Below are 23,436 nucleotides of genomic sequence, written 5' to 3' on the forward strand. Positions count from 1 at the left end.
TCCTTACTCAGTTAATGCTGCTAATGAAGCAACATCATTAACCGCTTGGGCTGATAGTGATTTATTAATTCGTTTTGCTAATCCTGTCAATACTTTACCAGGACCACATTCCACCAGTTGGGTAATGCCTTTTTGGGCCATTAGCTCAACAGTTTCGCTCCAGCGGACAGGACAATATAACTGACGCACTAACGCATCTTTAATGTCATCAGCAGAGGTGGGCGATGCCACATCAACGTTATTAATCACTGTAATTGTTGGGGTATTAAACTGTACATCGTTTAATGCCACGGCCAGTTTATCCGCCGCAGGTTTCATTAATGCACAGTGTGATGGCACGCTGACAGGTAAAGCCACCGCCATTTTAGCGCCCGCTGCTTTACAAGCTGCTGCAGCGCGCTCAACTGCGTCTTTTTGACCTGCAATGACCACTTGACCAGGACTGTTAAAGTTAACTGGACTCACCACCTCACCTTGAGCCGCTTCGGCGCAGGCATTAGCGATACTCTCGTTGTCCAAACCGATAATCGCATACATAGCACCCGTGCCAGCGGGTACAGCTTGCTGCATCAGTTGACCACGTAATTCCACCAACTTAATCGCGTCTTTAAAATCCATCACACCGGCGCAAACTAAAGCAGAATACTCGCCTAAGCTGTGACCCGCGAGTATAGCAGGCATAGGTTTGCCTGAAGCCACGTAGGTACGCCAAATCGCCACGCTCGCCGCTAATAGGGCTGGTTGAGTTTTATCGGTTTCATTTAAGCTTTCAACAGGACCTTGCTGAACCAATGCCCACAGATCATAACCTAAGACGTCACTCGCCTCAGCAAAGGTTTGTCCAACAACAGCATGAGATTCGGCAAGCTCGGCTAACATGCCTAGGGCTTGTGAACCTTGACCCGGAAATACAAAAGCAACATTTTCCATATTCAAATTACCTATGGCTAACTTAATTTATTGAAAAATCATGTGGAACACACATGTAGAACTTAGAAACGAATGAGCGCACTGCCCCACGCAAACCCAGCACCAAAGGCCTCAAGCAGCAGTAGTTGTCCGCGCTGAATACGGCCATCACGTACGGCTTCATCCAATGCAATGGGCACTGACGCGGCAGAAGTATTACCGTGTTTAGCTAAGGTCAATACGACTTTATCAAGACTCATATCGAGCTTTTTAGCGGTAGCATTGATAATTCGGAAGTTGGCTTGATGTGGCACTAACCAGTCAATTTCTGACTTATCGATATTGTTAATGCGTAACGTCTCAGTCACGACATGGGACAATTGAGTCACAGCCACTTTAAAGACATCGTTGCCTTTCATGGTCATAAAACCAACCGCTTCAGAGGTTTCGCCTTTACGTGGTGGGAAAGCGCATTTCAATAAGTCACCTTGGCGACCATCGGCATAAATGTGGGTCGAAATGATCCCTGGCGTTTCGGATGCGCCTATCACAACCGCGCCCGCACCATCACCAAATAAAATAATCGTTGAACGATCTTCTGGCTCACATAAGCGAGACAGTACATCGGCACCAATCACTAATACTTTTTTAGCCGCGCCCGTTTTTACAAATTGATCGGCAACAGATAAAGCATAAACAAAGCCTGAACACGCCGCTGCGATATCAAAAGCTGGAATGGTATGCACGCCAAGCATGGCTTGAATTTCACAGGCCGCAGCCGGAAAAGCATTGGGAGCACTGGTGGTGCCGCAGACGATCATGTCTAAATCTGATGCTTCTATGCCAGCCATTTCTAGCGCTTTTAATGCCGCTTGGTAGCCCATAGTTGAAACGGTTTCATCGAAAGCCGCAATGCGACGTTCTGATATACCTGTACGTTCAACAATCCATTGGTCAGTGGTTTCCACCATTTTTTCCAAATCTTGATTGCTACGCACCTGCACTGGTAGATAACTACCAGTTCCGAGAATTTTTGTATGCATAAGGAGGGATCAGTTATTTATATCTAAAAGAATCGACTCCAAACGATCTTTTATCATTTCAGGGAGTCGACGTTGAGCTTCCGTTACTGCCAAACTAATTGCTTGTAAATAGGCAGTTTCATCCGCGTTTCCATGGCTTTTTACAACTATTCCGCGCAATCCTATCAGACTTGCACCGTTATAGTGGTCGGGGTTCATCTGACTAAGGACCGCCTGGATACGAGGGGCGATAAGTTTAGCCAGAAAACGAACGAATAAACCTTGGGTTAGTCCCCGTTTTAACTGATGTACTAATAACTTGGCAATACCTTCTGAGGTCTTGAGCGTGATGTTACCCACAAACCCATCACAAACAATCACATCCACATTACCGGAATAGATTTCATCCCCTTCGATAAAACCTGTGTAATTGATTTGTTCTGTGTGTTGCAGCAACTGCGCGGCTTGCTGAACTTGGTCATTACCTTTAATTTCTTCAACGCCCACATTGAGCAAGGCGACTTTTGGCCGAGATTTCTTATCTACCGCTTCGCACAGGACTGAGCCCATCACGGCAAATTGAAATAAGGTTTCCGAGTCACAGGAAATATTCGCGCCCAAATCCAACAAATAAACCGGTTTTTGAGTCACCGCAGGTAAACAACTGACTAATGCAGGTCGATCAACACCAGGCAAGGTCTTCAGCAATACTTTCGCCATTGCCATCAGCGCCCCAGTGTTACCGGCACTCACACACGCTTGTGCGCGGTCGTCACGCACTAACTCAATAGCCAATCGCATGGAACTGTTTTTACGTGTACGCAAGGCATGCACAGGCCTATCGGACATACTAACGACTTCATCGGTATGAATGATTTCTATGCGCGAAAGTAAACTCGCTTCGGCTTGACGTAGATAGACATCAATTTCAGTCTTGTCACCGACTAAAATGATTTTAAGAAAAGAATGTAATTGTAGTGCCCGCAAGGCTGCAGGCACCGTGACGTGGGGGCCATGATCACCACCCATTGCATCTAACGCAAGCGTCAGATTCGTCATTAGGAAACCAACAAATTACTTGTTGATTACCTTTTTACCGCGATAGAAGCCATCTGCAGTCACATTGTGACGCATATGGATTTCACCGCTGGTAGCGTCTACAGACAGCTGAGCAGTGCTCAGTGCGTCATGTGAACGGCGCATTCCGCGCTTTGAACGTGATTTTTTGTTCTGTTGTACAGCCATTGGCCTGTCTCCTCGATTACTTGCTCTTCAGTTTTTCTAACACTGCAAACGGATTTGGACGCTCCTCTTGAGCGGGTTCTATCTCGCCTACAACCATGTCTTTAGATCCTGCACTGCAATCAATTTCTTGATGCATTGGGATTATCGGCATAGCGACTATCAATTCATCTTCGATCAATTGATGTAGACGCACTTCGCCAATTTCATTGCACTCAATTGGGTCATACGCATCCGGGAGCTCATCGATTTCTGCTTTAGTCCGACATGGACCAAAACAAAACTCGACCGTAACCTCAGTGGTAAATAGTGTCATGCAACGTTGACATATCAGAGTGAGCTCCGTCACAGCCTTCCCTTTCAGGTAGACTATCCCCTGTAAATCTACGCCACATTCAAGCAACACTGCCACATCGGAACAGTCGCCGGCACATAACTCAGTTAATCTTTTCAGTTGCACACCAGGAACAACGCCCTGATAAACTAGGCGACTCGAGGCGGCGCGAAATGGATCAATTGAAACCGGTATCTTTACTGTTTGCATAAGGCGCGCATATTATAGTTTGAAAACGCTAGAGTCAAAGAAAAAATACTAACTTAAGTCCCAGTTTGCGACTTAAGCCTTTCCCCTGCCCCAACATTGAAATTGACGGAAGCGAAATAGTACCCAAGCATGGGGCCGCATACAAGCGCAAGCCGCCTAAAATAGTCGCATTCATTGAAAAGAAACCGTAAAAGACGAAACTCTTGCACTCTCGCGCATTGATTGGTCACAATATGAGTCACTCTTTTGCGGATATCTCATTATGCCAACCCCATTAATCTTAGCTTCGACGTCTGTATACCGACAATCTTTACTGCAAAAACTCGGGTTACCCTTCGAATGCTGCAATCCTAATATTGACGAAACGGCGTATCTCGAAGAATCGGCCCATGCTTTAGTGCTGCGATTAGCCAAAGCAAAAGCCGTCGCGGGGGCAGAACAATTCCCCGATGGTCTGATTATTGGATCCGATCAAGTTGCCGTCATTGATGGCAAGATTATCGGTAAACCCCATCATTTTAATAATGCCGTCGCGCAGCTCACTCAAGCCTCAGGCAAGGCCATCACCTTTTATACTGGTCTTGCACTCTATAATGCCAAAACTGGCGCTATGGCCGCTGAGGTTGAACCCTTTACGGTTCATTTTAGGCACCTTAGCCATGCGCAGATTGTGGCTTACATTGAAAAAGAAGAGCCTTATTATTGCGCGGGGAGTTTTAAGAGCGAAGGTTTAGGTATCGCGTTATTTACAGCGCTCGAAGGGCGCGATCCCAATACCTTAGTTGGCTTACCACTGATATTACTGACGGAAATGCTGTTAGCCCAAGGTGTAGACGTTCTTGCTTAAACGTTTGCCAAGGCTTTGTTCTGTTTATTGAATCGATGACACGCATCAAAAATACCGAGCTACTGAGTCGTTTCATCGACGAGAAGATGAGACGTAAATAAAAGTGATAAGGAAGTCTCATGCGCAGCGGCATGTATTGCCGCTCCAGCATTAAATAGCAGTGTTAGAGGTATTGCAGTAATTGCTTTGGTGAATCTATCAAGGCGATAGGTTTTGCCCGCAGCAACTTTTCGGCACTGTGAGCGCCATAGGTCACACCAACGCTATCAATCCCTGCATTGGCCGCCATGGTTAAATCCAGCAGAGAATCACCCACCATTAAGGCTCTGTTCGGTGCAATATTCAATTCTTTCAGCAAGCTTGAGATCATTTCAGGATGGGGTTTGCTGTGCACTTCATCGGCGCAGCGTGATGCAACAAAGTATCGACCTAAGCCTGTTTGCTCAAAGACGCGATCAAGTCCCGCACGGGCTTTACCGGTTGCGACGGCTAACTTATAGCCTTGGCTATGCAAGTCATCAATTAACGCTGGAGTTTGTACAAACAAGGGAGTTGGCGTGGTGTCTAAATGCAAATACTGTGCTTTAAACTCAGCGCGCATTTGCTGATATTGATCATTTTCGCCTTGGCTGAATGCATTATTAGAATGCTGCTGATGCTGAGAATTGGCAGAAGAAGCGCTGCAATTAAGTCCCTGTGGGAACAGGACTCGCAGCGCTTCTGTCATAGAAAGACCAATAATATCGCGAATGTCACTTTCAGTTGGGATAGGTAACTGCAATGCCTTAGCCATATTTTCAATACAAGTGATAATTTTACCGATGGAATCCATCAGAGTGCCATCCCAATCGAAAATCACTAAATCGTATTGCTTTATCTTCATCCTTGAAACCTATCCCCGTCGATTACGCACGCTTTAACTTATCGAGTAATTGCGACAAATTTTCATCTAAAGGCGCTGAAACCCGCATCACTTCATCATTTTCTGGATGAATGAACATCAATTCAGCGGCATGTAAAAAGAGTCGAGTTAAGCCTAATGCACGCATGCTGTCGTCAAACCCTTGCTCGCTGTACTTATCATCACAGGCGATTGGATGACCGGCAAATTGACAATGCACCCGAATTTGATGGGTACGTCCAGTGACAGGGCTTGCCTTCACTAAAGTACAACCTTGGTAACGCTGCATAATTTTAAAGCGCGTTTCTGAAGGCTTACCCTCAGCATTAACGCGCACTATGCGCTCACCGGATTTAAGGGTGATCTTCAATAAAGGCTGTTTAACGGCTTTATCTTGAGCAGACCATTCACCTTTAACTAAGGCCAAATAGTCTTTCTGCATCTTTTTATACCGAAGCTGATCATGCAGATGTTTAAGCGCGCTACGCTTTTTCGCCACCAATAACACGCCCGAAGTATCTTTATCGAGACGATGTACTAGCTCTAAAAACTTTTGTTGAGGACGCAGTGAACGCAATGCTTCAATCACACCGTAATCGACTCCACTACCACCATGCACGGCAATGCCAGCAGGTTTATTCAGCACGATCAAATGATTGTCTTCATGCAAAATACGATCTTCGAGTTGCGAGACTTTACTTAAGTTCGCCGATGGTGCGGTACGGTTATCCGGCTCTGCCACGCGAACTGGCGGAATACGTACTATGTCGCCAATCTGCAACTTGTACTCGGGTTTGATGCGTTTCTTATTCACTCGAACCTCGCCCTTGCGGACAATGCGATAGATCATGCTTTTCGGCACGCCCTTCAGCTTGGTCATTAAGTAGTTATCGATACGCTGTTCGAAGTGATCTTCATCAATCGTGATCAACTGAACCTGTTGTGGGGTGGATTCTATATTCATGATGCGCCATCTAATTATAACGGTCGCCATTGTACAACAACTGAGAAGAATTGTGCCTTTCCATTGCTGAATTTTTTGATTATTGCTATATTTCACCAGCGATTAGGGATAAGCCGTGAATAAAGTGTTCACAACGCCCTGATCCCAAGCGGAAAATTTAACGGATAAAAAAAGATTTTCTTGATAGCAAATCATTGATTTGCAAATCGTATATAGAGTAAAAATACCACAAATGCGTTTTTTACGATTAAATCGAGAAAGTCACCTTACTTTAATAAGGTTTACCCTAGGTTTTCCTCCCCGATTTCGAAGGATATTTTAACTTGTCGTCAGACAAACCGATTCGACTTGGGCATTACCGGAACGAAACTAAAGAATTTATGGGGTTGGTTGATGTTTTACAACGAATTCCTTGTTTTTGTAATCATTAAAAAATAAGCCATAAATAGGATGCGACACGCAGCGACTGCGTCTAACAGTAATGCGCACCTCTTGCCTAGCCACCAGCCGTGAGGCTCAGTTGACCTACTGCTAGGCCCGTAATGCAGCGAAGCGCGATGTTTGATGACCTCTATTTAAAGAAGAATGACGTCATCATGAAACGTATGTTAATCAATGCAACTCAATCAGAAGAGTTGCGTGTTGCCCTTGTTGATGGGCAACAACTGTATGATCTAGACATTGAAAGCCCAGGTCATGAGCAAAAAAAATCAAACATTTACAAAGGTAAAATTACCCGAGTAGAACCGTCTTTAGAAGCCGCTTTCGTCGACTACGGTGCCGATCGTCACGGCTTTTTGCCACTGAAAGAAATCGCTAGAGAATATTTCCCGAAGGGATATTCGTTCCAGGGTCGCCCAAATATCAAAGAAGTGGTCAGTGAAGGACAGGAAGTTATTGTCCAAATTGACAAAGAAGAACGCGGCAATAAAGGTGCAGCCTTAACGACCTTCATCAGCCTTGCAGGCTCTTACTTAGTATTAATGCCAAACAACCCACGTGCTGGCGGGATTTCTCGTCGTATCGAAGGTGATGAACGCACTGAGCTAAAAGAAGCGATGGCTGACTTAGAAGTGCCTGCGGGCATGGGTCTTATCGTGCGTACTGCGGGTGTAGGCAAAGAATCTGCCGAGTTAAAGTGGGACTTAAAAGTTCTACAACACCACTGGGCGGCGATCACCGAAGCTTCACAAGTTAAAGGCGCACCTTTCTTAATTCACCAAGAAAGCAATGTGATAGTTCGCGCTATTCGTGACTATTTACGCCGTGACGTGGGCGAAATCCTCATCGATCATCCACGTATTTTTGAAGAAGCGAAGCAACATATCGCCTTAGTTCGCCCTGATTTCGTTGAGCGCGTAAAACTGTACGAAGCTGAAGTGCCATTATTCACTCACTTCCAAATCGAATCACAAATTGAATCTGCCTTCCAACGCGAAGTGCGTCTGCCATCTGGCGGTTCAATTGTTATCGACCCAACTGAAGCATTAACCTCAATCGATATCAACTCTGCCCGTGCCACTAAAGGCGGCGATATTGAAGAAACAGCACTGAACACTAACCTCGAAGCCGCCGATGAAATTGCCCGCCAATTGCGCCTCCGCGACTTAGGTGGCTTAGTGGTTATCGACTTTATTGATATGACGCCTGTGCGCCATCAGCGTGAAGTTGAAAACCGCTTACGTGATGCTGTTCACCATGATCGTGCTCGCGTGCAGTTAGGTCGCATTTCTCGTTTCGGTTTGATGGAAATGTCGCGTCAACGTCTGCGCCCCTCTTTAGAAGAATCTGCAGCGCATATCTGCCCTCGCTGTCATGGCCAAGGCACGATTCGCAGTACCGAGTCTTTAGCACTGTCAATTTTACGTTTGATGGAAGAAGAAGCCATCAAAGAAAACACCTCACAAATCGAAGCGATTGTGCCTGTGGATGTTGCAGCTTTTTTGTTAAACGAGAAACGCAAAGCCATTCGCATCACAGAACAGCGTCACGATGTCGAAGTGTATGTGATACCTGACGCACACATGATGACGCCTGATTACCGCGTGATCCGTCACCGTAGTGATGATGAAATCAGTGAATCAAGCTATAAGCGTATAGAGCATCCTGAAGCCAAATTGTATGAGCCACGCAAACTGGAACGTACTGCGGCGCCTATTCCGGCATTAAAAGGTTTTGCAGCGCCACAAAAAGTAGAACAAGCCCCATCACCAACGGTGAAAGTTGAAGCGCCACAACCAGGCTTCTTCAGCAAGCTTGTGAGTGCAATCAGTGCCATGTTTGCGCCAAGTGAAAAAGCTGAACCCGTAAAAGTTGTTGAAACTAAAGCAACTGATACCAGTGCGGCTAACGCAAATCGCCGTAACCGTCGTAATGACACTCGCCGCCCACGCAATGCCCAAGATGCCGACAAAGCAAAAGAAGGCACTCGTGAGCCGCGTAGCCGCAATCCAAAAAAGCCGACTGATGCAGTAGTCAGCACACAAGAACGTCCAGTACGCGAAAAAGAAGAAACGGCTAAACGTCCAGCTAAAGCTGAACCGAAGCCACGCGTACAAGCGCCAAAAGATGTTGTTGCCGACATTGAAGCAGATGATGCCCCTAAGCAAGAAGTCGCCCGCGAGCGTCGTCAGCGCCGTAACATGCGTCGTAAGGTGCGTATCGATAATGGCCATAATACGCCAGATAATGCGATCCCAATTGCACCTGAAGATGCCGCAGAAGTGTTAGCGGAAATTGCAGCCCTTAACGCCGCAGCGGCAAGTACTATCAGTGTTAATGCCAAAGCTGAAGTCATTGCCCAAACGCCAGTAGAAACTAAAGCGCCAAGAACACGTCGCCAGCCTCGTAAGGAAGCTGCACCTGCTCAAGAAGCGCAAGAAAATATTGTGCTAGAAGAGACAACTGTAATTTCTACTGTAGTAGAAACACCTGCTGTTGATGCTGTTAACGTAGCTGAAAACACCTTGGTTGACACAGCAGCTCATACTGTAGCAGCGGATGCTGTATCGCAAGATAGCGAAGTTGATGCAGACAACGAAAATGCGAATGCTGATGATCAATCAAAACGCGAGCAAAGAGATGGTCAACGTCGTAGCCGTCGTAGCCCTCGCCACCTTCGTGCAGCGGGTCAACGTCGTCGTCGCGACGAAGATGACCAAGGGACATCAACGCCAGCGCAATTCGTTCCTAATGACGAATTAGGTGCGGACCAAGAGTACCCAAGCGAAATCGTCAGTGTTCGAGTGGAAACTCCTGTTGTTGCAACTCAAACAACAGCGGTAACTGAACCGGCCGTTAAAACTGCTGACGTCGAAATAGCTGAAACCAGTTCAACTCCAGCTGTTGAAGCTCCTGCTGTTGTTAAAGTAGAAGCAAAAGTTGAGCCTCAGCCTCAAGCAAATGACGTTGCAGCAGTTGAAACTAAACCTGTTGTGACTAAAACCACTGAAACGAAAGCGGAAGAGCCAAAGGCTGCTGACGTAAAAGTTGACCTTGCGTCAATCGTTGAAACTCAGGTGACCAGCGTTACTGCTGAAGCCGTAGTCGTTGTAGTCCCATCAGTTGAAAGCTCAGTGACTAAATCAGTAGCAGTACCCAAAACTGAAGCAGCTAAAACCGAAACACTTGTCGAGCCAAGTGTTGCACCGAGCGCTGAAGTAAAAGAAGCCGTGAAAGCAACAGCCTCTGCGCCAATGGCCAGACCGGCTGCTATCGCTAAGCCTCAAGCCACAGTACAAACAGCTCCAACAACACCGCAAATCACGGATGCAGTTGTTGTCAGCAAGCCGAAAGCGGCCAGCCGCTTTGGCTCTATGGTGTCTTCGGATATGACCAAGCCTGTCGTTGAAGTGAGAGAACAAGTGGCAGTCCCTAAAGGACGAGAGTATGAGAATACTGCGAACGAAGAGTCTACTGCCAAAATCAAACTCGCTAATGGTGCAGAGTCTGATATGGCACGTCCATAATCACTTAAGCTAAACCAGAAAAGCCATGCAATTGCATGGCTTTTTTATTTACACTTAATACTCCACAATATTTAAATTTAGCTCTATCCATTTTTCGGCTTAATCGTAGTCCCTTGAATAACATAACCCATCAAAAGATCCTCGGTATATAGTTCTCAACTTTAAGTATTCTTGTATTGTCACTAACGTCACATTAGAAGCAATAAACATGCTAACAAAATATTAGGCCAATACCGCCAGTAGAAAGGGCACTTAATCCATTTAGTGCTAACTGTAGACCTCTCCTTTATAAGTTAGGGAAACTAGTCGAGGGAGAACATTATTCCGCTATAAAGTAGCCGATAATTAAGTTGGATTAGCAACCTAAAGCTTCTGTCGGAAATACTTAAATGTACGAAATGCAAGGCATCTCAATAGCAATATTCATTTTTTGGTCGGATCCAAACTACATCATAAATAAGCTAGTGTTCTTTAATATCAAGCACTAAATGCTTTGCCAGCCTCAACTCTTTACTACAAGGCTTTCAGCCTTATATATGTAGGATAACTAAGTGCAAGAAATGTAAATGCACCAATCATATTCGGCAATATCTGAAGTCACTGATTTACAACAAATGAATGATTAGACACATTCGCGTTCGACATTGAATATAAGATTACGCAAAAAACTAAACTCGATAAGAGCAAGCGTTAAGAGTTAGCATATAAAGGAATTGAATGTTAAAGGGGAAAAAATAAGGAGAGTGCATCAAATGGTTTTATTGAAAATCTTGGAGATATCAGAATTGGGTTCTAACAGAGAAAGATTAGAGGATTAACTTCAGATTTAAGCATTAAATTAATGCGACATGTTAAGTGGATCTCGTCGCTTTACTGGATTTAACAATCTAAACTAAATGAAATTTCATCTTTCGCAAAAATAAAAAGAGCCACGGAATTAACCATAGCCCTTTAATCCATTGCTATCAGCTCTAGGCTAACAGCACTGAAAATTAACCAATGATAGTTACGTTTTCAGCTTGTGGACCTTTTTGACCTTGAGTCACAGTGAAAGACACTTTTTGGCCTTCATCAAGAGTTTTGAAACCGTCAGAGTTGATCGCACGGAAGTGTACGAATACATCTGGACCAGATTCTTGCTCAATGAATCCGAAACCTTTGTCAGAGTTGAACCACTTAACAACACCAGTAACTTGAGACATAATATAAATCCTGTAAATAAAAAATTAAAGCCTTAACGGCGGGTGGAGCTGGAAAATGCCGGTATTACTTATGTTTACAGGACGAACTGGTCGTATTGAACACATAAATATAAGCCCAACCTTCAAGCTGATAAGACTATAAACCATTCTAAAGATAAGTCAACACACTGCGACACTTTGGATTATTTATTTTGCCTAAATCTACTTTACGGTTTTGCAACCGGCTAGCAGAACACTAGGTTCATGCTGTTTAGCAAGTACAGTTAAGCATTTTAAATAATTTATTTCAATAGCTTAATCTTATCGCTTACTTTGAAATCCGATGCACTTCAATTTGGAAATCCAATTCACAGTTCAGCCCTTGCAACGCAAATGCTTGCTTTTGGGCATGAGTAAACTTCCAAGCATAGGGCGTCATTTCTAAAAAATGAGCAATATGTTCACTGTTTGCCAGTTCTAACTGGGAGATTAAGCGCTCCTGATGAAGACACTCAAATCCAGCAATATGCGCTGTGGAAACGGGGTGTAATCTTGGCTCAGCATAAATTTGTTGTTTCAACGCAAAATGGTGTAAAGGTCCCGGAGAAACCGTTATCAGTAAGCCTCCATCAGCCATAATCCGTTGTAACTCTTCTACTTTTGAGGGGGCATAAATACGAATGGCAAGATCGACACTTTGGGATGCGATTGGCATTTCATAGGCACTTGCGACACAAAATTGCAAATTAGGGTAACGTTTAGCTGCATATTTAATTGCAGACTTAGAGATATCTATACCTTGTAAATTGCAATCATGGTGCTGGCTCAACACATGGAATAAACGTTGACTGTAGTACCCTTCCCCACAGCCTATATCAAGGATTTGTTTTGCTTCGGCACCAAACTCAAGCGCGAGCTCATTCACTCTATCACTCAAACCTTGATAGTAACCCGCGTTTAAAAATTCACGCCGAGCAAACATCATCTGTTTATTATCACCAGGATCTTTTGAGTTTTTCTTCTGTACAGGTAATAAGTTGACATAGCCTTCTTTGGCCATATCAAACTTATGTTGCTGCGAACAACCCCAAGTTCGCTCCGTTAACGTCAGTGGGGCGGCACACAGGGGACATAAATAATGCATAATGGACTCTTATCATTTAGCTAAATTTGGGTAAAAAAAGTTTACGTTTCGTCTTCCATTAATCGGTCTACCATCAGGATCAATTCCGGTGAAGCAAGTAATTCATAACACTCTAATTTTCTTAATAGCTTATCAGTGTTATCGACATCATTAGCAGCGCGGCTGTAGTTTGGTCGCTCAAACATATGGGTATAGGTTCTAAATAACCATTGTTGTTTCTGCAATAGCAAGGGATCGATCCTTAATACTTCATCAGCAAGGCTGGCGTGACATTGACCAAGCTCCCCGCGCATAAACGACTGCAATTCTAATCTAACCTGCTCGATTTCAGTCATGTAAATTGCAAGAGATTCAGATGATGCGGCATAGTCGTAGTGCCTTGCTAATAGTGCTTTAGCAACCATTAATGCTTTGGGCTCATGCAAAACCCGTAAATCCGCTTCTAAGGGAACTAACTCAAACTTTGAATTAGCTTGTAAGGCAAAAGTTAAGTAACTATTTGCACCTATTAAGTCATTATCTGCACCTAAATGACGAGTCGTATCTAAGGTAAAAGATACACCTCGCCTCAATTCTGCCGCACAAAATTTCGCAGCTGTTCCCATCCGTGTATAAAGCCTAAAACCTTGCCCAAGGCTGCGGGTTATTGGTGTATTGAAAGCCTGAGGGCTTTGCGGTAACGATTCGACCTTAAGACCCATAAACGGCTGGAAGCGGATGACTATATTTTGCTGAATTCCGGCTTCAGCGATGACGATAATCTCTAGTAAAGGGGCACTGATCGCCTGTGACACAATAAAATCACTCACATCGTCGGGTAGCCGTAATGTGAGTATTGATGCATTTTCAATATCAAGCACCATAGGTTCATTTAGAAATTGATGGTACATAAGACATTATTCTCCTATTTAACCGCAATTGTACCGTCCAATACCAATTAAAATCACCCCGTAAACCATTACCCATCGCAAGATATGACTTAATCTTCATGATGGCGTAAATAGGCATTCGAGAAATAGTAGTGACATTGCGTGGTAGCACATTTATGCTTCCAGTGTTCTATTACGTTAAGCACAGGAAGATGTAAGTGACGTATACAATGAACTTCGCGTAACCATTCACCCAATGTAAAACTCACGATGCACCCAACCCAGAAAGTGACGAGCCTAGTCAGCGTTATTAGGCATCGCTCGGCTTAGCGCCAGAAAATCATTCGGTATGCTGGTCACCTTGACGGCCAAAATAGGTTACACGTTTACCTCGCAAAAACACGAAATAACCTTGAACTCCTGCATTCATAGCGCGCTGACAGAAAAGCCGAAATGTTTGCCCATGCTGCTGACTATCCAAGATGGCAGCTCTGAGTTCAATCACATTAAAATTTTCAGCAATGAATGGAAGTCCCTCATATGATAAAGGTGATTGCACTGTAGAACCTGCTGCGCTATAGAAAGTAAATGACTTCAAGGCATAGTCTGAAGAATCCCCTGATGATTTTCAGATAAATCATTAAATTAGAGTGAACTTGCACCTTGAAGTGTGATCAGATGGAAGTGCGAACAAACATCAATCACAAGGCATTAAGGTGCAAGTGTTAACTATCTTACATCAATCTCTCTATCAACATTGTCCAGAAATCCATCAAAAGCGACTTAATACACTCATGGTCGCCTGCAAAGCTCTCATCAATGCGGATTGTCTCACCTTAACGCATTTAGGGCGGCACATTGATGGCACGAGCACTCATACTAAACACTCGATAAAACGCATGGATAGATTATTGGGCAACCCGCACCTTCACCATGAAAGACTGGCGGTTTATCAGTGGCATGCAAAGTGGCTGCTGACTACTCATACGATGCCGACTATATTGGTGGATTGGTCAGATATGCGTGAAGGTCGTGAGCTGATTGCACTACGCGCCTCTATTGCTATCAAGGGCCGCTCTATCACGCTCTACGAGCGAACATTTCCGTTAGTGCTGCAAGGCACTCAAACTGCCCATAATCAGTTTCTGAATGAACTCAAACAAGTGTTACCTGACAACATTACCCCGCTGATAGTCACTGACGCGGGCTTCCGTAATCCTGGGTCGTGTCAGAGGATTAAGTGTCTATCGGCCGCATCCTTCTGGTCGCCAATTTTCACTAAAAGCGCTTTATCCCCAAGCCAGTCGTCGCGCAAAACATGTTGGGCGGGTGGCGTTATCGGTAAAGAAACCCTTGTTATGCGAGATGGTGTTGTTCAGAGCCCCAAGTAAAGGCCAGCGAAGTACGACAACAGACTGTCACCATACGGCGCAATGGACGTATGAACTGACCGCCAAAGAACCTTGGGCACTGGTGACCAACTTAACCATAGAAGCCATGTCGCCTCAAAAACTGGTTAATATTTACCAAAAACGGATGCAAATAGAAGAAACCTTTAGAGATTTAAAAAGCCCCGCTTATGGCTTTGGTTTACATCATAGCAGAACACGTTATGCGGCGAGGATGGACATACTGCTATTGATAGCATTATTGGTGCAACTGGCATTTTGGTGGGTAGGATTATACGGAGAAACACAGCAATTACAGCGGCACTTCCAAGCCAACACGGTAAAGAAAAGGAATGTGCTATCAACAATCAGGATGGGCAAAGAACTGCTGCGGCGACGGCATGATTACCCCATATCAGCAGATGATTTGCTTTGTGCTGCGAAGAAACTAGCTGAACTCTCATTAACTCATGGTTGTTGGGGCTATGAATTATGAGGGGATCCTACAGGGCATAGTCTACATAGTAATACTCGACACCTTCAGCAATAAGATTGCCGACAATTTGAGGAAATGGTATTAATCCAGACAAGGTTGCTTGTGCAGATTCTAAAATTTTATCCGAGTTCATTGATGTCCTCTCTGGGTCTTGAGTGGTCAATTTATATGTTTAACATCAGCAGTAGAGCCAAAGTGATAGCACTGTAAAAACGTGGAGCATGCGCCAGCGCTGGTTAAACGCTCAAAACACGTTCTCATAAATGATTAACGCAATAAACACGACCTTCAAACTTCCCCCAAAATCGTTGCCAGACTACAAACACGTTTATGCATATATAACGTAAAGCCATATTAAAAACACTATGGCTAAAGAACATAAGGACTTTAAAATATTCTGCGAGCCACTCGCACCCAGTGCCAACACCGTTGGGGTGTCTAAATTGATTTACAACTCACATAAACCCAAACTAAAAAAATGTATCATTTACACTTATCATCTGTTTCTTTATCCCGCAAGCCATCTAGGCTACTGCTAAAATAAGCACACCGAATCAATTTCAACCTCTAGCAATGAGTTTATTGATGGATAATTTACAGCGACTGGGCATTATTTTTTGTATTCTTTCCCTGTGGGTCTTGGCAAACTTACCCGTCACTTATGCTAATGATCAATTCATTATCAATCAGTCAGAATCCAAGCTTGATCACAGATATCAGTATACTTATGACCTTTTACAATTAGTTATTGATGCAACTAAAGCCGATTTTGGTGAAGCATCACTGCAAGTCTCAGATCTAATAATGAGTCGAAATCGTATCTTCAGAGCATTACAAGAGGGTGAAACCATCAATGTTATTGCTGAAGCCTCTAACCTACAGTGGAATAAACAGCTTATTCCAATAAAAATTCCTATTAGAAAAGGCATTCAGGGATTTAGAATTTTTATTATTAAAAAGGAAAATGTACCTAGGTTAGCCCAAATCACCTCGCTAGCGCAGTTAACTGCTCTTGATACTGGTTCAGGTAGCCAATGGTCAACTAAAGTCGCCATGCAACAAGCAGGATTTAAGATTATAGAAAGCAATCAATATGACAGTTTATTTAATATGTTATCAAAAGGACGGTTTATAACATTTGGCCGCGGAGTGAATGAAGTCTTTCAAGAGGTTGAGCCGTTTAATCAACAATATCCAGATCTCGTTGTTGATGAAAGCATCATGCTACATATTCCGCTAGCGACATATTATTATGTTTCACCTAACAAACCTCGCTTAGCTCAGCGAATACAAATTGGCCTCCAGAGAATTATCGATAATGGTCAATTTGACCAGTTATTTTATCAACGCCATTGCGATTTTTTGATAAAAAGTAAATTGAATCAACGAGTAGTTTTTAAAATTAACAATCCTTTTATATCTGAATCAGAAATGACTTCCATTGTCGGTAAAGATTTCTTACTCAATCCAATGGATGACTTTTCCATATTATGTAAGAAATATCATTGAATAGGCTTCATCAGATAAACGCTTTGGGTCCGTCATGACTTAAAAACATCTCTCGGAAAATGGGATAAAAAACAGCAAGTCGCGGCTTGAATTGAAGGAGGTTAGATTTTTGGCCTTGGGTATCAAGAAATCAAATGAAAACCTTCAAGGCCATTAGCCTTGAAGGAAACTTTTTAGAATTGCACTCTGACACCAATAGCCGCTGAGCGACCTGGCATAGGGGATAAATGCCTTAGGAAACTGTTATGTGGGCGCGCATCTACATCGGTAAGATTATCTAAGCTTAGGTAGAATTGAGTCGGCACTTTCGAAATGACTTGATCTAAAGTGATATTGGCTCCGAGCAAAGCATAAGATTCAGAGGGCCTCTCAAATCTGCTAACGTCACCTTGTGAATGATAGCGAACATAATCGATGGACACAGTAAGCGCATCATACTGCCAATTTAGTGCAGTGCCTGTTTTGGATTGTGGTGTTCGAGGCATTGAAGTGCCTTCTAACCTGCGGCGAAAGTATTCGTCCCGCTCACCTGCGAGAGGTGGGCGAGTACTAAAGATGTCGTAACTACCATCGTATTGATATCGAGGAGTATTTCTCACTCTGTCAGTAAATGCGCTAAGCTCAAAAACTCCCCAACTTTGCCACGGGAAGGTATAGATAGCTTGTACCTCTAACCCTTGATTGTTTGTATCTGCTTGGCGCCATTCACGAACATAAGTACCATTACGTTCAAGGCCTGTACTACCAAGATAAATAAAATCATTGAATTGATTTTGATACCAACTTGCCATTAGCTGTAAATCGGCGATTTTAGCGGTGGTATTTATTTCAAAGGAGTGATTAATTTCCTTTTTAAGATTTGAGCTGCCCTGTTCTTCAATTAACAGAGCATAGTGTGGGTTACTGGCGTAAAGCTCATTCATTTCAGGAGCACGCTCGGCATGAACGTAATTGACTCGTGTTGACCAATTTTGCAATATGTCCCATTGCAGTGATCCTGAGTAGCTTTGGAGATAAAAATTTCTATCTTTAACATTCGCTCCTGAGCCTCGACCTACCTTGTAACCCTCTGCGTTTACTTGGTGCCTAATCGCATCATAACGACCTCCAAACTCAAAAGTAACCGAACCAAAGTGCAGGGTTTGTAGCGTATAGGCTGCATAGTTTTGACTATCGACATCAGGCATGTAATTGTCATAGCCCTCCCCTTTATAGGCTTTAGTGTCGTACTGTAATCCTAAGACACCATCGAAGTTTGATGTCCAACTATGATAGAGCTTAGGGCTAATGACCCAAGAGGTAAGTTCGAATTGGTTGACGGATACCTCTGCCATATGCTCATCATCGACTTGATTCGAATAGGCGCCATCGAGGCTAAATGAGTTTATCCAATTGTCATCCCAGTTTTCGACATACTTCATATCTACGCGATCACCACGGGAAAAAATTCGAATATTACCCCGTTGATCAAAATCCACTGGTGCGCTGCTGCCACGACGCATAAATCCCGGAATACCGCGATGAGTGTCCGTATAACCATAAGCCAAACCCAAAAGACGTTGTTGGCCAGTGTAGCTTCCGCCTGCCGAGAATGATGATGTGTGGTGGCTGCTGTTAAGCACAGTGCCATTACTGTCTATTGAGTAGTCGGTGATAATTTGTTGTTCTAAAGGTGTAGCATCTTCATAGCGTTTTAATTGATTGTTCATCTGCCACACAGGTTGCGCATATTTGATTTGGCATAGATCGGCAAACTGTGCGGCACCTACGACTTTTGACCACGTTTTACAATCGCTGTCTTTAGAATATCCAGGAATATCGTAGTCACCACGGTCTTTGTTGATCATATTCAGCGCAAAGTTAAAAGATTCATTCCCTGCGGTAAGTTTTGCCAGTGCGGTACTTGTACTATTGAAGCCAGCTTTCACTTCAGCGCGACTGTTAAACCCATTGATTGGGCTCAATGGAATACGGCCATCTTGGAGATCAACAATGCCTGCCATCGCTTGCCCACCATAGGCAATCACAGCAGTAGGACCTTTAATGACCAAGATACTGTCAGCAAGAAAGGGCTCGATGGGGATGTATTGATCCTCACTCACCGACGACATATCCTCAACTTGAGTTCCATTGAGCAACATTTTAACCCTGTTTCCACCAAATCCACGGATTTGTGGCCTACCCGATGAGCTACCAAAAAAACCACTGTCTACCCCCGGTAATTGGCTTAAAGTTTCTCCTAAGGTATCGGCTTTACGATTATTTAGTTCATCGCCGCTGAGTTCGATTTTACTGGCTTGTATTCTTTGGCTTAATGGTTTTTCTAAAGCATGCCCAGTGACATTGATACGTTCAATAGGTTCTGCTGAAACAGCTAAAGTGCCAACACCTAATAACAGAAGGTATTTGTGGGAATTCATTTTGTGGGTCGTCTCCATATGATTACTGCTGAAAAAATGATATGTTATAACGTATCACTGCATATCAGTCGAGTTCAATATGAATGAAAGCAAATTAAGTTACTGATTGTAAATGGCAATCAGAACAGCACTCGGTATGGTGACTGATGATTGCTAACAAAGATTGTCATTAGAAGGGGTGGATCAGGTAAACTGTTCAAGTATGATCATTTCAAAAAAATTGGCAGTTCTATGACAGGAAAAAATCTTGATTTACTGCGTGAAGTAGTGAAAAAGTGTGAAGAAAAAGGCATCAATCTTACCAGTAAGCGCAAAAAAGTACTTATCGTATTACAGGAACATGATGTTCCTTTGTCTGCCTATGAAATTGCCGATGTGTTAAAACAAAGTTTGGGCGAGAGTTTACCCATAATGTCTATCTATCGCATGTTGGATTTCTTAATACAGGAACAATTAGTGCATAAGTTATTAACGGTGAATAAGTATATTGCCTGCCATCATGTATGTGATCATCACATTCACAATCAATTTTTAATTTGTAATACTTGTCAAAAAGTCACAGAGATAGCATTGCCCACTGCTCTTGTTGAACAGTTACAGTTGAATGTTAGCCAAGCGGAATTTACCTTATCGAGCCCACAGCTTGAATTAGCGGGTTGGTGTCATGAATGTCAGCAGCAACATAATAGTTAAGTTATGTACATTAACTAATTTGGAACGCTATTTATCATGGTTACTGAACTTATCCCATACTCACAGTAACGCTATAAATCCCCCAGCCTCCGACATTCTGGTCGATAATGTCCGTCTAAAATCGTGGATATGCCAGTCTTGATTTCATATCGCGGACCAGCTCATTAATAGAAGCAACATTACTCGGTCGCTTGCCGTGGGAAAGCGCCATGGCGAGTGATATAAGTTCCACTGTTCTTATAATATCTCGAGTAAAGCGGAACTGATCGGCCTTCGAATGTGTTAAGCGGTTTCCAAAACGCATAGGGATCTATAATATTTACCCATGAATTTAGTCACACAGGGACCAGCTTACGTGCGTCAGCAAGTCCTAAATCCGGGTAGAGACCAAAGGTTAAGCACCCTGATGGATTATCAATCCTAAATCGATACTGCCATGTTATAGTCCCTGCAGGGGTAATACGAACGCTTAAGCCGTCGCGGTCTGCAAACTCTGGTTTCTCTAAATATGGATTGCCGTTTATTGCACGTAACCAATTGTCAGATAAAGACATTTTAATTACCCTGTGTACATGTGATTTTAGCTAATCTGACGCAGAACCCAATATATACAGATTATGTACTCACATCGAAGAGCTGCATACTAAATTGATGTAAATGACAACGAATCCAATTAAAGCAATTTAACTACTGATAACATGAAGTTACATGCTTTAGAGAACGAAAATAAATGAAGATGAAAGACGATAAAGCAGGGTCGATTTTTTGGCACGACTATGAAACATTTGGAGCGAACCCAGCGAAAGACAGACCCTCGCAATTTGCTGGTATTCGCACGGATTTAGATCTCAATATCATCGGCGAGCCTGAGACATTCTATTGTAAGCAAGCCACTGATTATTTGCCGTCTCCGGAAGCAATATTAATCACAGGGATCACTCCACAGTTAGCTAATTTAAAAGGCATCCCTGAAACTGAGTTTATGGGACGAATTCAAGCGCTATTTAGCCAACCAAACACTTGTGTTGCAGGTTATAACTCACTGCGTTTTGACGATGAAGTGACCCGTTATGGCTTTTATCGGAACTTTATCGATCCCTATGCCCGTGAATGGCAAAATGGCAACTCTCGTTGGGATATCATTGATTTAGTGCGCGCTTGTTATGCATTTAGGCCCGAAGGTATTAACTGGCCGACAAAGGAAGATGGCTCTCCGAGTTTTAAGCTAGAACATCTGACCCAAGCGAATGGTTTAAGCCATGAGAAAGCCCATGATGCTATGTCTGATGTGTATGCGACCATCGCTATGGCAAAACTCATTCGCGAGAAACAGCCTAAGTTATATCAGTACTATTTTGACCTGCGCCGTAAGCAAGCGGTGAGCGATCAAATCGATGTGCTCAATATGCAGCCTTTGGTTCACGTAAGCTCTAAAATTAGTGCGCGCAATGGTTGTGCAACGTTAATTTCACCCGTAGCGCACCATCCAACTAACAAAAATGCCGTTATTTGCGTTAATTTAGCCATGGATTTAACACCGCTATTCGAGCTAGATGTCGAGCAAATTAAAACGCGCATGTATACGTCAAGGGCTGATCTTGCCGAAGATGAATTACCTATTGCAGTAAAACAAATTCATCTTAATAAGTGCCCTTTTATCACCTCGGCAAAAATCCTCAGTGATGAGCATGCCGTTCGTTTAGGCATAGATAAAGAATTTGCCAGAGAGCAATATAAACGCCTAAAACGTCACCCAGAATTACGCGAAAAACTGGCGCTATTATTTGAGCACGATGACAGCAGAGCGACCACAGATCCCGATTTGATGCTGTATTCTGGTGGGTTCTTTAGCCAAGCTGATAAAGCAAAAATGGAAATCATCCGTCATACCCTACCGCAAAATCTAGCGGCGTTAGATTTGCAGTTTGATGATCCACGTATTCCTGAGATGCTGTTTCGTTACCGCGCCCGTAATTACCCTGAACTACTCGATGATACAGAGTCGCAGCGCTGGCGTGAATTCTGTCAAAGTCGCTTAGCCGATCAAGACTACGTACTTAAATTAGAAAATTTGCTACAAGAAACACAAGCGGATGAGACTAAGCAAAAGCTACTTGCTGCCCTTTGTCATTATTTGCGTGAACTTTAAGTTGTGTAAATTCAAGCTTAAGTCTTTTGTTTTATAGTCTTAAGCTTATATGTGTGCACCAATAGACTTACTCTATACGTGAATAACATAAGTTTATCACTCTCGATAGCACTGACATTGACAGCGTATAAACGCGAGCTAACTCGCATTTATGCTGTAACAAAATTACTAGAATGTTCTTCCATGAACTTAACAAATAAGGAATAGGGAAATGCAAGATAGATTCATTCGTAGCATAACCCAACTGCCAACGCCGTTAGCCGATGCACTTATCCCAATGTTGCACCAGAATTTTGCTGGACACATTGATGCGCAGCAACTTGCTACGCTAACAAGTGCAAGCAAAATGACCGAAGCAGAAGTGTTATTAGCATTACTGCCGATAGCAGCGGCATTGGCCAAACCGCCTATCAGTGAGTTTTATGTCGGCGCGATAGCCAAAGGTAAAAGTGGCGATATCTACATGGGGGCCAACTTAGAATTACCCGGTGAAGCGTTATTTCATTCTGTCCATGCAGAACAAAGCGCTATCAGCCACGCATGGCTCAGTGGTGAAAGCCAAATTGTTGATATTATAGTTAATGCCAGTCCTTGCGGTCATTGTCGTCAGTTTATGAATGAACTGGTTGAAGGGAGCAAGATCAGCATTCATCTACCCGCACAGGAAAGTCATCCTCTGGCCTATTATTTACCCTATGCTTTTGGGCCAAAAGACTTAAATGTCACTTCGCCCTTAATGGCCAAGCAACAAACTGAATTTGCACTAGACAGTGCCGATCCTATGATCATCGAAGGTTTAGATCATGCAGGTTTAAGCTATGCACCTTACACCCAAAGTTTTGCCGCCGTGGTATTAGAAACTCACGATGGTGCAACCTATTGCGGACGTTATGCCGAAAATGCGGCATTCAATCCTTCTATGCTGCCCATGCAGATGGCCTTATCAAATCTGGCACGCCACAATCGTGAGTTTAGCGATATCAGCCGTGCGGTTTTAATTGAGTCATCTCAAGGAAAAATCAGCTTAGTTGGCGCGACTATGGATGCGCTCCATACCGTTGCCGCCATCGAACTTGAGCACATAGTGGTAGATCCTGTGTAACGTCTGCTTCAAATGCCAAGGGGGTTTCAAAATGCCAACGGCGAAATACGTTTATGCGTATTTCGCCGTTCGATTATCCACTTAAAGC

19 protein-coding genes and 1 pseudogene are annotated in these 23,436 nt (G+C 43.6%); 7 read left to right on the forward strand and 13 right to left on the reverse strand.

The window, feature by feature from the left end:
* Window positions 1-3: 3 nt before the first annotated feature.
* The 5 genes from fabD to yceD form a co-directional block, all read right to left on the reverse strand.
* Window positions 4-930: an ACP S-malonyltransferase gene (gene fabD / locus RA178_RS13870; protein WP_263177337.1), complete on the reverse strand. Its 927-nt coding sequence runs from the start codon at window positions 928-930 to the stop codon at window positions 4-6.
* A gap of 62 nt (window positions 931-992) precedes the next feature.
* A complete protein-coding gene (locus tag RA178_RS13875; protein ID WP_028760369.1) occupies window positions 993-1,952 on the reverse strand; it encodes a beta-ketoacyl-ACP synthase III in 960 nt (319 codons plus the stop codon).
* Between the two features lie 9 nt (window positions 1,953-1,961).
* The gene (gene plsX, locus RA178_RS13880) at window positions 1,962-2,990 is read right to left on the reverse strand and encodes a phosphate acyltransferase PlsX (protein ID WP_028760370.1); all 1,029 of its coding nucleotides are present in this window, start codon (window positions 2,988-2,990) and stop codon (window positions 1,962-1,964) included.
* A 15-nt stretch (window positions 2,991-3,005) separates the two neighbouring features.
* Window positions 3,006-3,176: a 50S ribosomal protein L32 gene (gene rpmF / locus RA178_RS13885; protein WP_006081226.1), complete on the reverse strand. Its 171-nt coding sequence runs from the start codon at window positions 3,174-3,176 to the stop codon at window positions 3,006-3,008.
* Window positions 3,177-3,192: 16 nt separating this feature from the next.
* Window positions 3,193-3,717: a 23S rRNA accumulation protein YceD gene (gene yceD, locus RA178_RS13890; protein ID WP_198572247.1), complete on the reverse strand. Its 525-nt coding sequence runs from the start codon at window positions 3,715-3,717 to the stop codon at window positions 3,193-3,195.
* A 262-nt stretch (window positions 3,718-3,979) separates the two neighbouring features.
* Between yceD and RA178_RS13895 the strand changes: the two genes are divergently transcribed.
* On the forward strand, window positions 3,980-4,564 hold the full coding sequence (locus RA178_RS13895) for a Maf family protein (protein WP_263196023.1): 585 nt from the start codon (window positions 3,980-3,982) through the stop codon (window positions 4,562-4,564).
* A gap of 163 nt (window positions 4,565-4,727) precedes the next feature.
* Here RA178_RS13895 and RA178_RS13900 read toward each other — a convergent pair whose 3' ends face one another.
* Both RA178_RS13900 and rluC read right to left on the reverse strand, forming a co-directional pair.
* Window positions 4,728-5,447: an HAD family hydrolase gene (locus RA178_RS13900; RefSeq protein ID WP_105252859.1), complete on the reverse strand. Its 720-nt coding sequence runs from the start codon at window positions 5,445-5,447 to the stop codon at window positions 4,728-4,730.
* 22 nt (window positions 5,448-5,469) lie between these two features.
* Window positions 5,470-6,429, reverse strand: a complete 960-nt coding sequence (gene rluC, locus RA178_RS13905; RefSeq protein ID WP_105252860.1) for a 23S rRNA pseudouridine(955/2504/2580) synthase RluC — start codon at window positions 6,427-6,429, stop codon at window positions 5,470-5,472.
* Between the two features lie 542 nt (window positions 6,430-6,971).
* Between rluC and rne the strand changes: the two genes are divergently transcribed.
* Window positions 6,972-10,397: a ribonuclease E gene (rne, locus tag RA178_RS13910; protein WP_306682354.1), complete on the forward strand. Its 3,426-nt coding sequence runs from the start codon at window positions 6,972-6,974 to the stop codon at window positions 10,395-10,397.
* A 992-nt stretch (window positions 10,398-11,389) separates the two neighbouring features.
* On the opposite strand, the gene RA178_RS13915 is transcribed toward rne, so the two are convergent.
* The 4 genes from RA178_RS13915 to RA178_RS22175 form a co-directional block, all read right to left on the reverse strand.
* On the reverse strand, window positions 11,390-11,599 hold the full coding sequence (locus RA178_RS13915) for a cold-shock protein (protein WP_011789734.1): 210 nt from the start codon (window positions 11,597-11,599) through the stop codon (window positions 11,390-11,392).
* A gap of 307 nt (window positions 11,600-11,906) precedes the next feature.
* Window positions 11,907-12,722, reverse strand: a complete 816-nt coding sequence (gene rlmA / locus RA178_RS13920) for a 23S rRNA (guanine(745)-N(1))-methyltransferase (protein WP_168823743.1) — start codon at window positions 12,720-12,722, stop codon at window positions 11,907-11,909.
* A 41-nt stretch (window positions 12,723-12,763) separates the two neighbouring features.
* Window positions 12,764-13,612 carry a hypothetical protein gene (locus RA178_RS13925; RefSeq protein ID WP_306682357.1) on the reverse strand — a complete coding sequence of 283 codons (849 nt, stop codon included), beginning with the start codon at window positions 13,610-13,612 and terminating at the stop codon, window positions 12,764-12,766.
* A 319-nt stretch (window positions 13,613-13,931) separates the two neighbouring features.
* Window positions 13,932-14,189, reverse strand: a complete 258-nt coding sequence (locus tag RA178_RS22175; RefSeq protein ID WP_371134924.1) for a DUF1398 family protein — start codon at window positions 14,187-14,189, stop codon at window positions 13,932-13,934.
* A gap of 118 nt (window positions 14,190-14,307) precedes the next feature.
* Between RA178_RS22175 and RA178_RS13930 the strand changes: the two are divergent.
* Window positions 14,308-15,475: pseudogene (locus tag RA178_RS13930) on the forward strand (IS4 family transposase).
* 585 nt (window positions 15,476-16,060) lie between these two features.
* Entirely contained in the window at window positions 16,061-16,984 is a 924-nt protein-coding gene (locus RA178_RS13935) for a transporter substrate-binding domain-containing protein (protein WP_306682358.1), read from the forward strand.
* Between the two features lie 173 nt (window positions 16,985-17,157).
* On the opposite strand, the gene RA178_RS13940 is transcribed toward RA178_RS13935, so the two are convergent.
* The gene (locus tag RA178_RS13940; protein WP_306682360.1) at window positions 17,158-19,404 is read right to left on the reverse strand and encodes a TonB-dependent receptor; all 2,247 of its coding nucleotides are present in this window, start codon (window positions 19,402-19,404) and stop codon (window positions 17,158-17,160) included.
* Between the two features lie 231 nt (window positions 19,405-19,635).
* Here RA178_RS13940 and RA178_RS13945 point away from each other — a divergent pair, with 231 nt between their 5' ends.
* Window positions 19,636-20,097, forward strand: coding sequence for a Fur family transcriptional regulator (locus tag RA178_RS13945; protein WP_306682361.1), 462 nt, complete (start codon window positions 19,636-19,638; stop codon window positions 20,095-20,097).
* Window positions 20,098-20,432: 335 nt separating this feature from the next.
* Here RA178_RS13945 and RA178_RS13950 read toward each other — a convergent pair whose 3' ends face one another.
* Window positions 20,433-20,651 (reverse strand): Arm DNA-binding domain-containing protein, encoded by a 219-nt coding sequence (locus RA178_RS13950; protein WP_306682362.1) that lies wholly within the window; start codon window positions 20,649-20,651, stop codon window positions 20,433-20,435.
* Between the two features lie 176 nt (window positions 20,652-20,827).
* On the opposite strand from RA178_RS13950, the gene sbcB reads away from it, so the two are divergent.
* Together sbcB and cdd are read left to right on the forward strand one after the other, a co-directional pair.
* Window positions 20,828-22,246, forward strand: coding sequence for an exodeoxyribonuclease I (gene sbcB, locus RA178_RS13955; protein ID WP_263166805.1), 1,419 nt, complete (start codon window positions 20,828-20,830; stop codon window positions 22,244-22,246).
* Window positions 22,247-22,457: 211 nt separating this feature from the next.
* Complete coding sequence (gene cdd / locus RA178_RS13960; protein WP_212599913.1) at window positions 22,458-23,348, forward strand: cytidine deaminase; 891 nt, start codon at window positions 22,458-22,460, stop codon at window positions 23,346-23,348.
* Window positions 23,349-23,436: the final 88 nt, after the last annotated feature.

Origin of the sequence: Shewanella oncorhynchi (assembly GCF_030848765.1) — a bacterium.
GTDB classification, from domain to species: domain Bacteria; phylum Pseudomonadota; class Gammaproteobacteria; order Enterobacterales; family Shewanellaceae; genus Shewanella; species Shewanella oncorhynchi.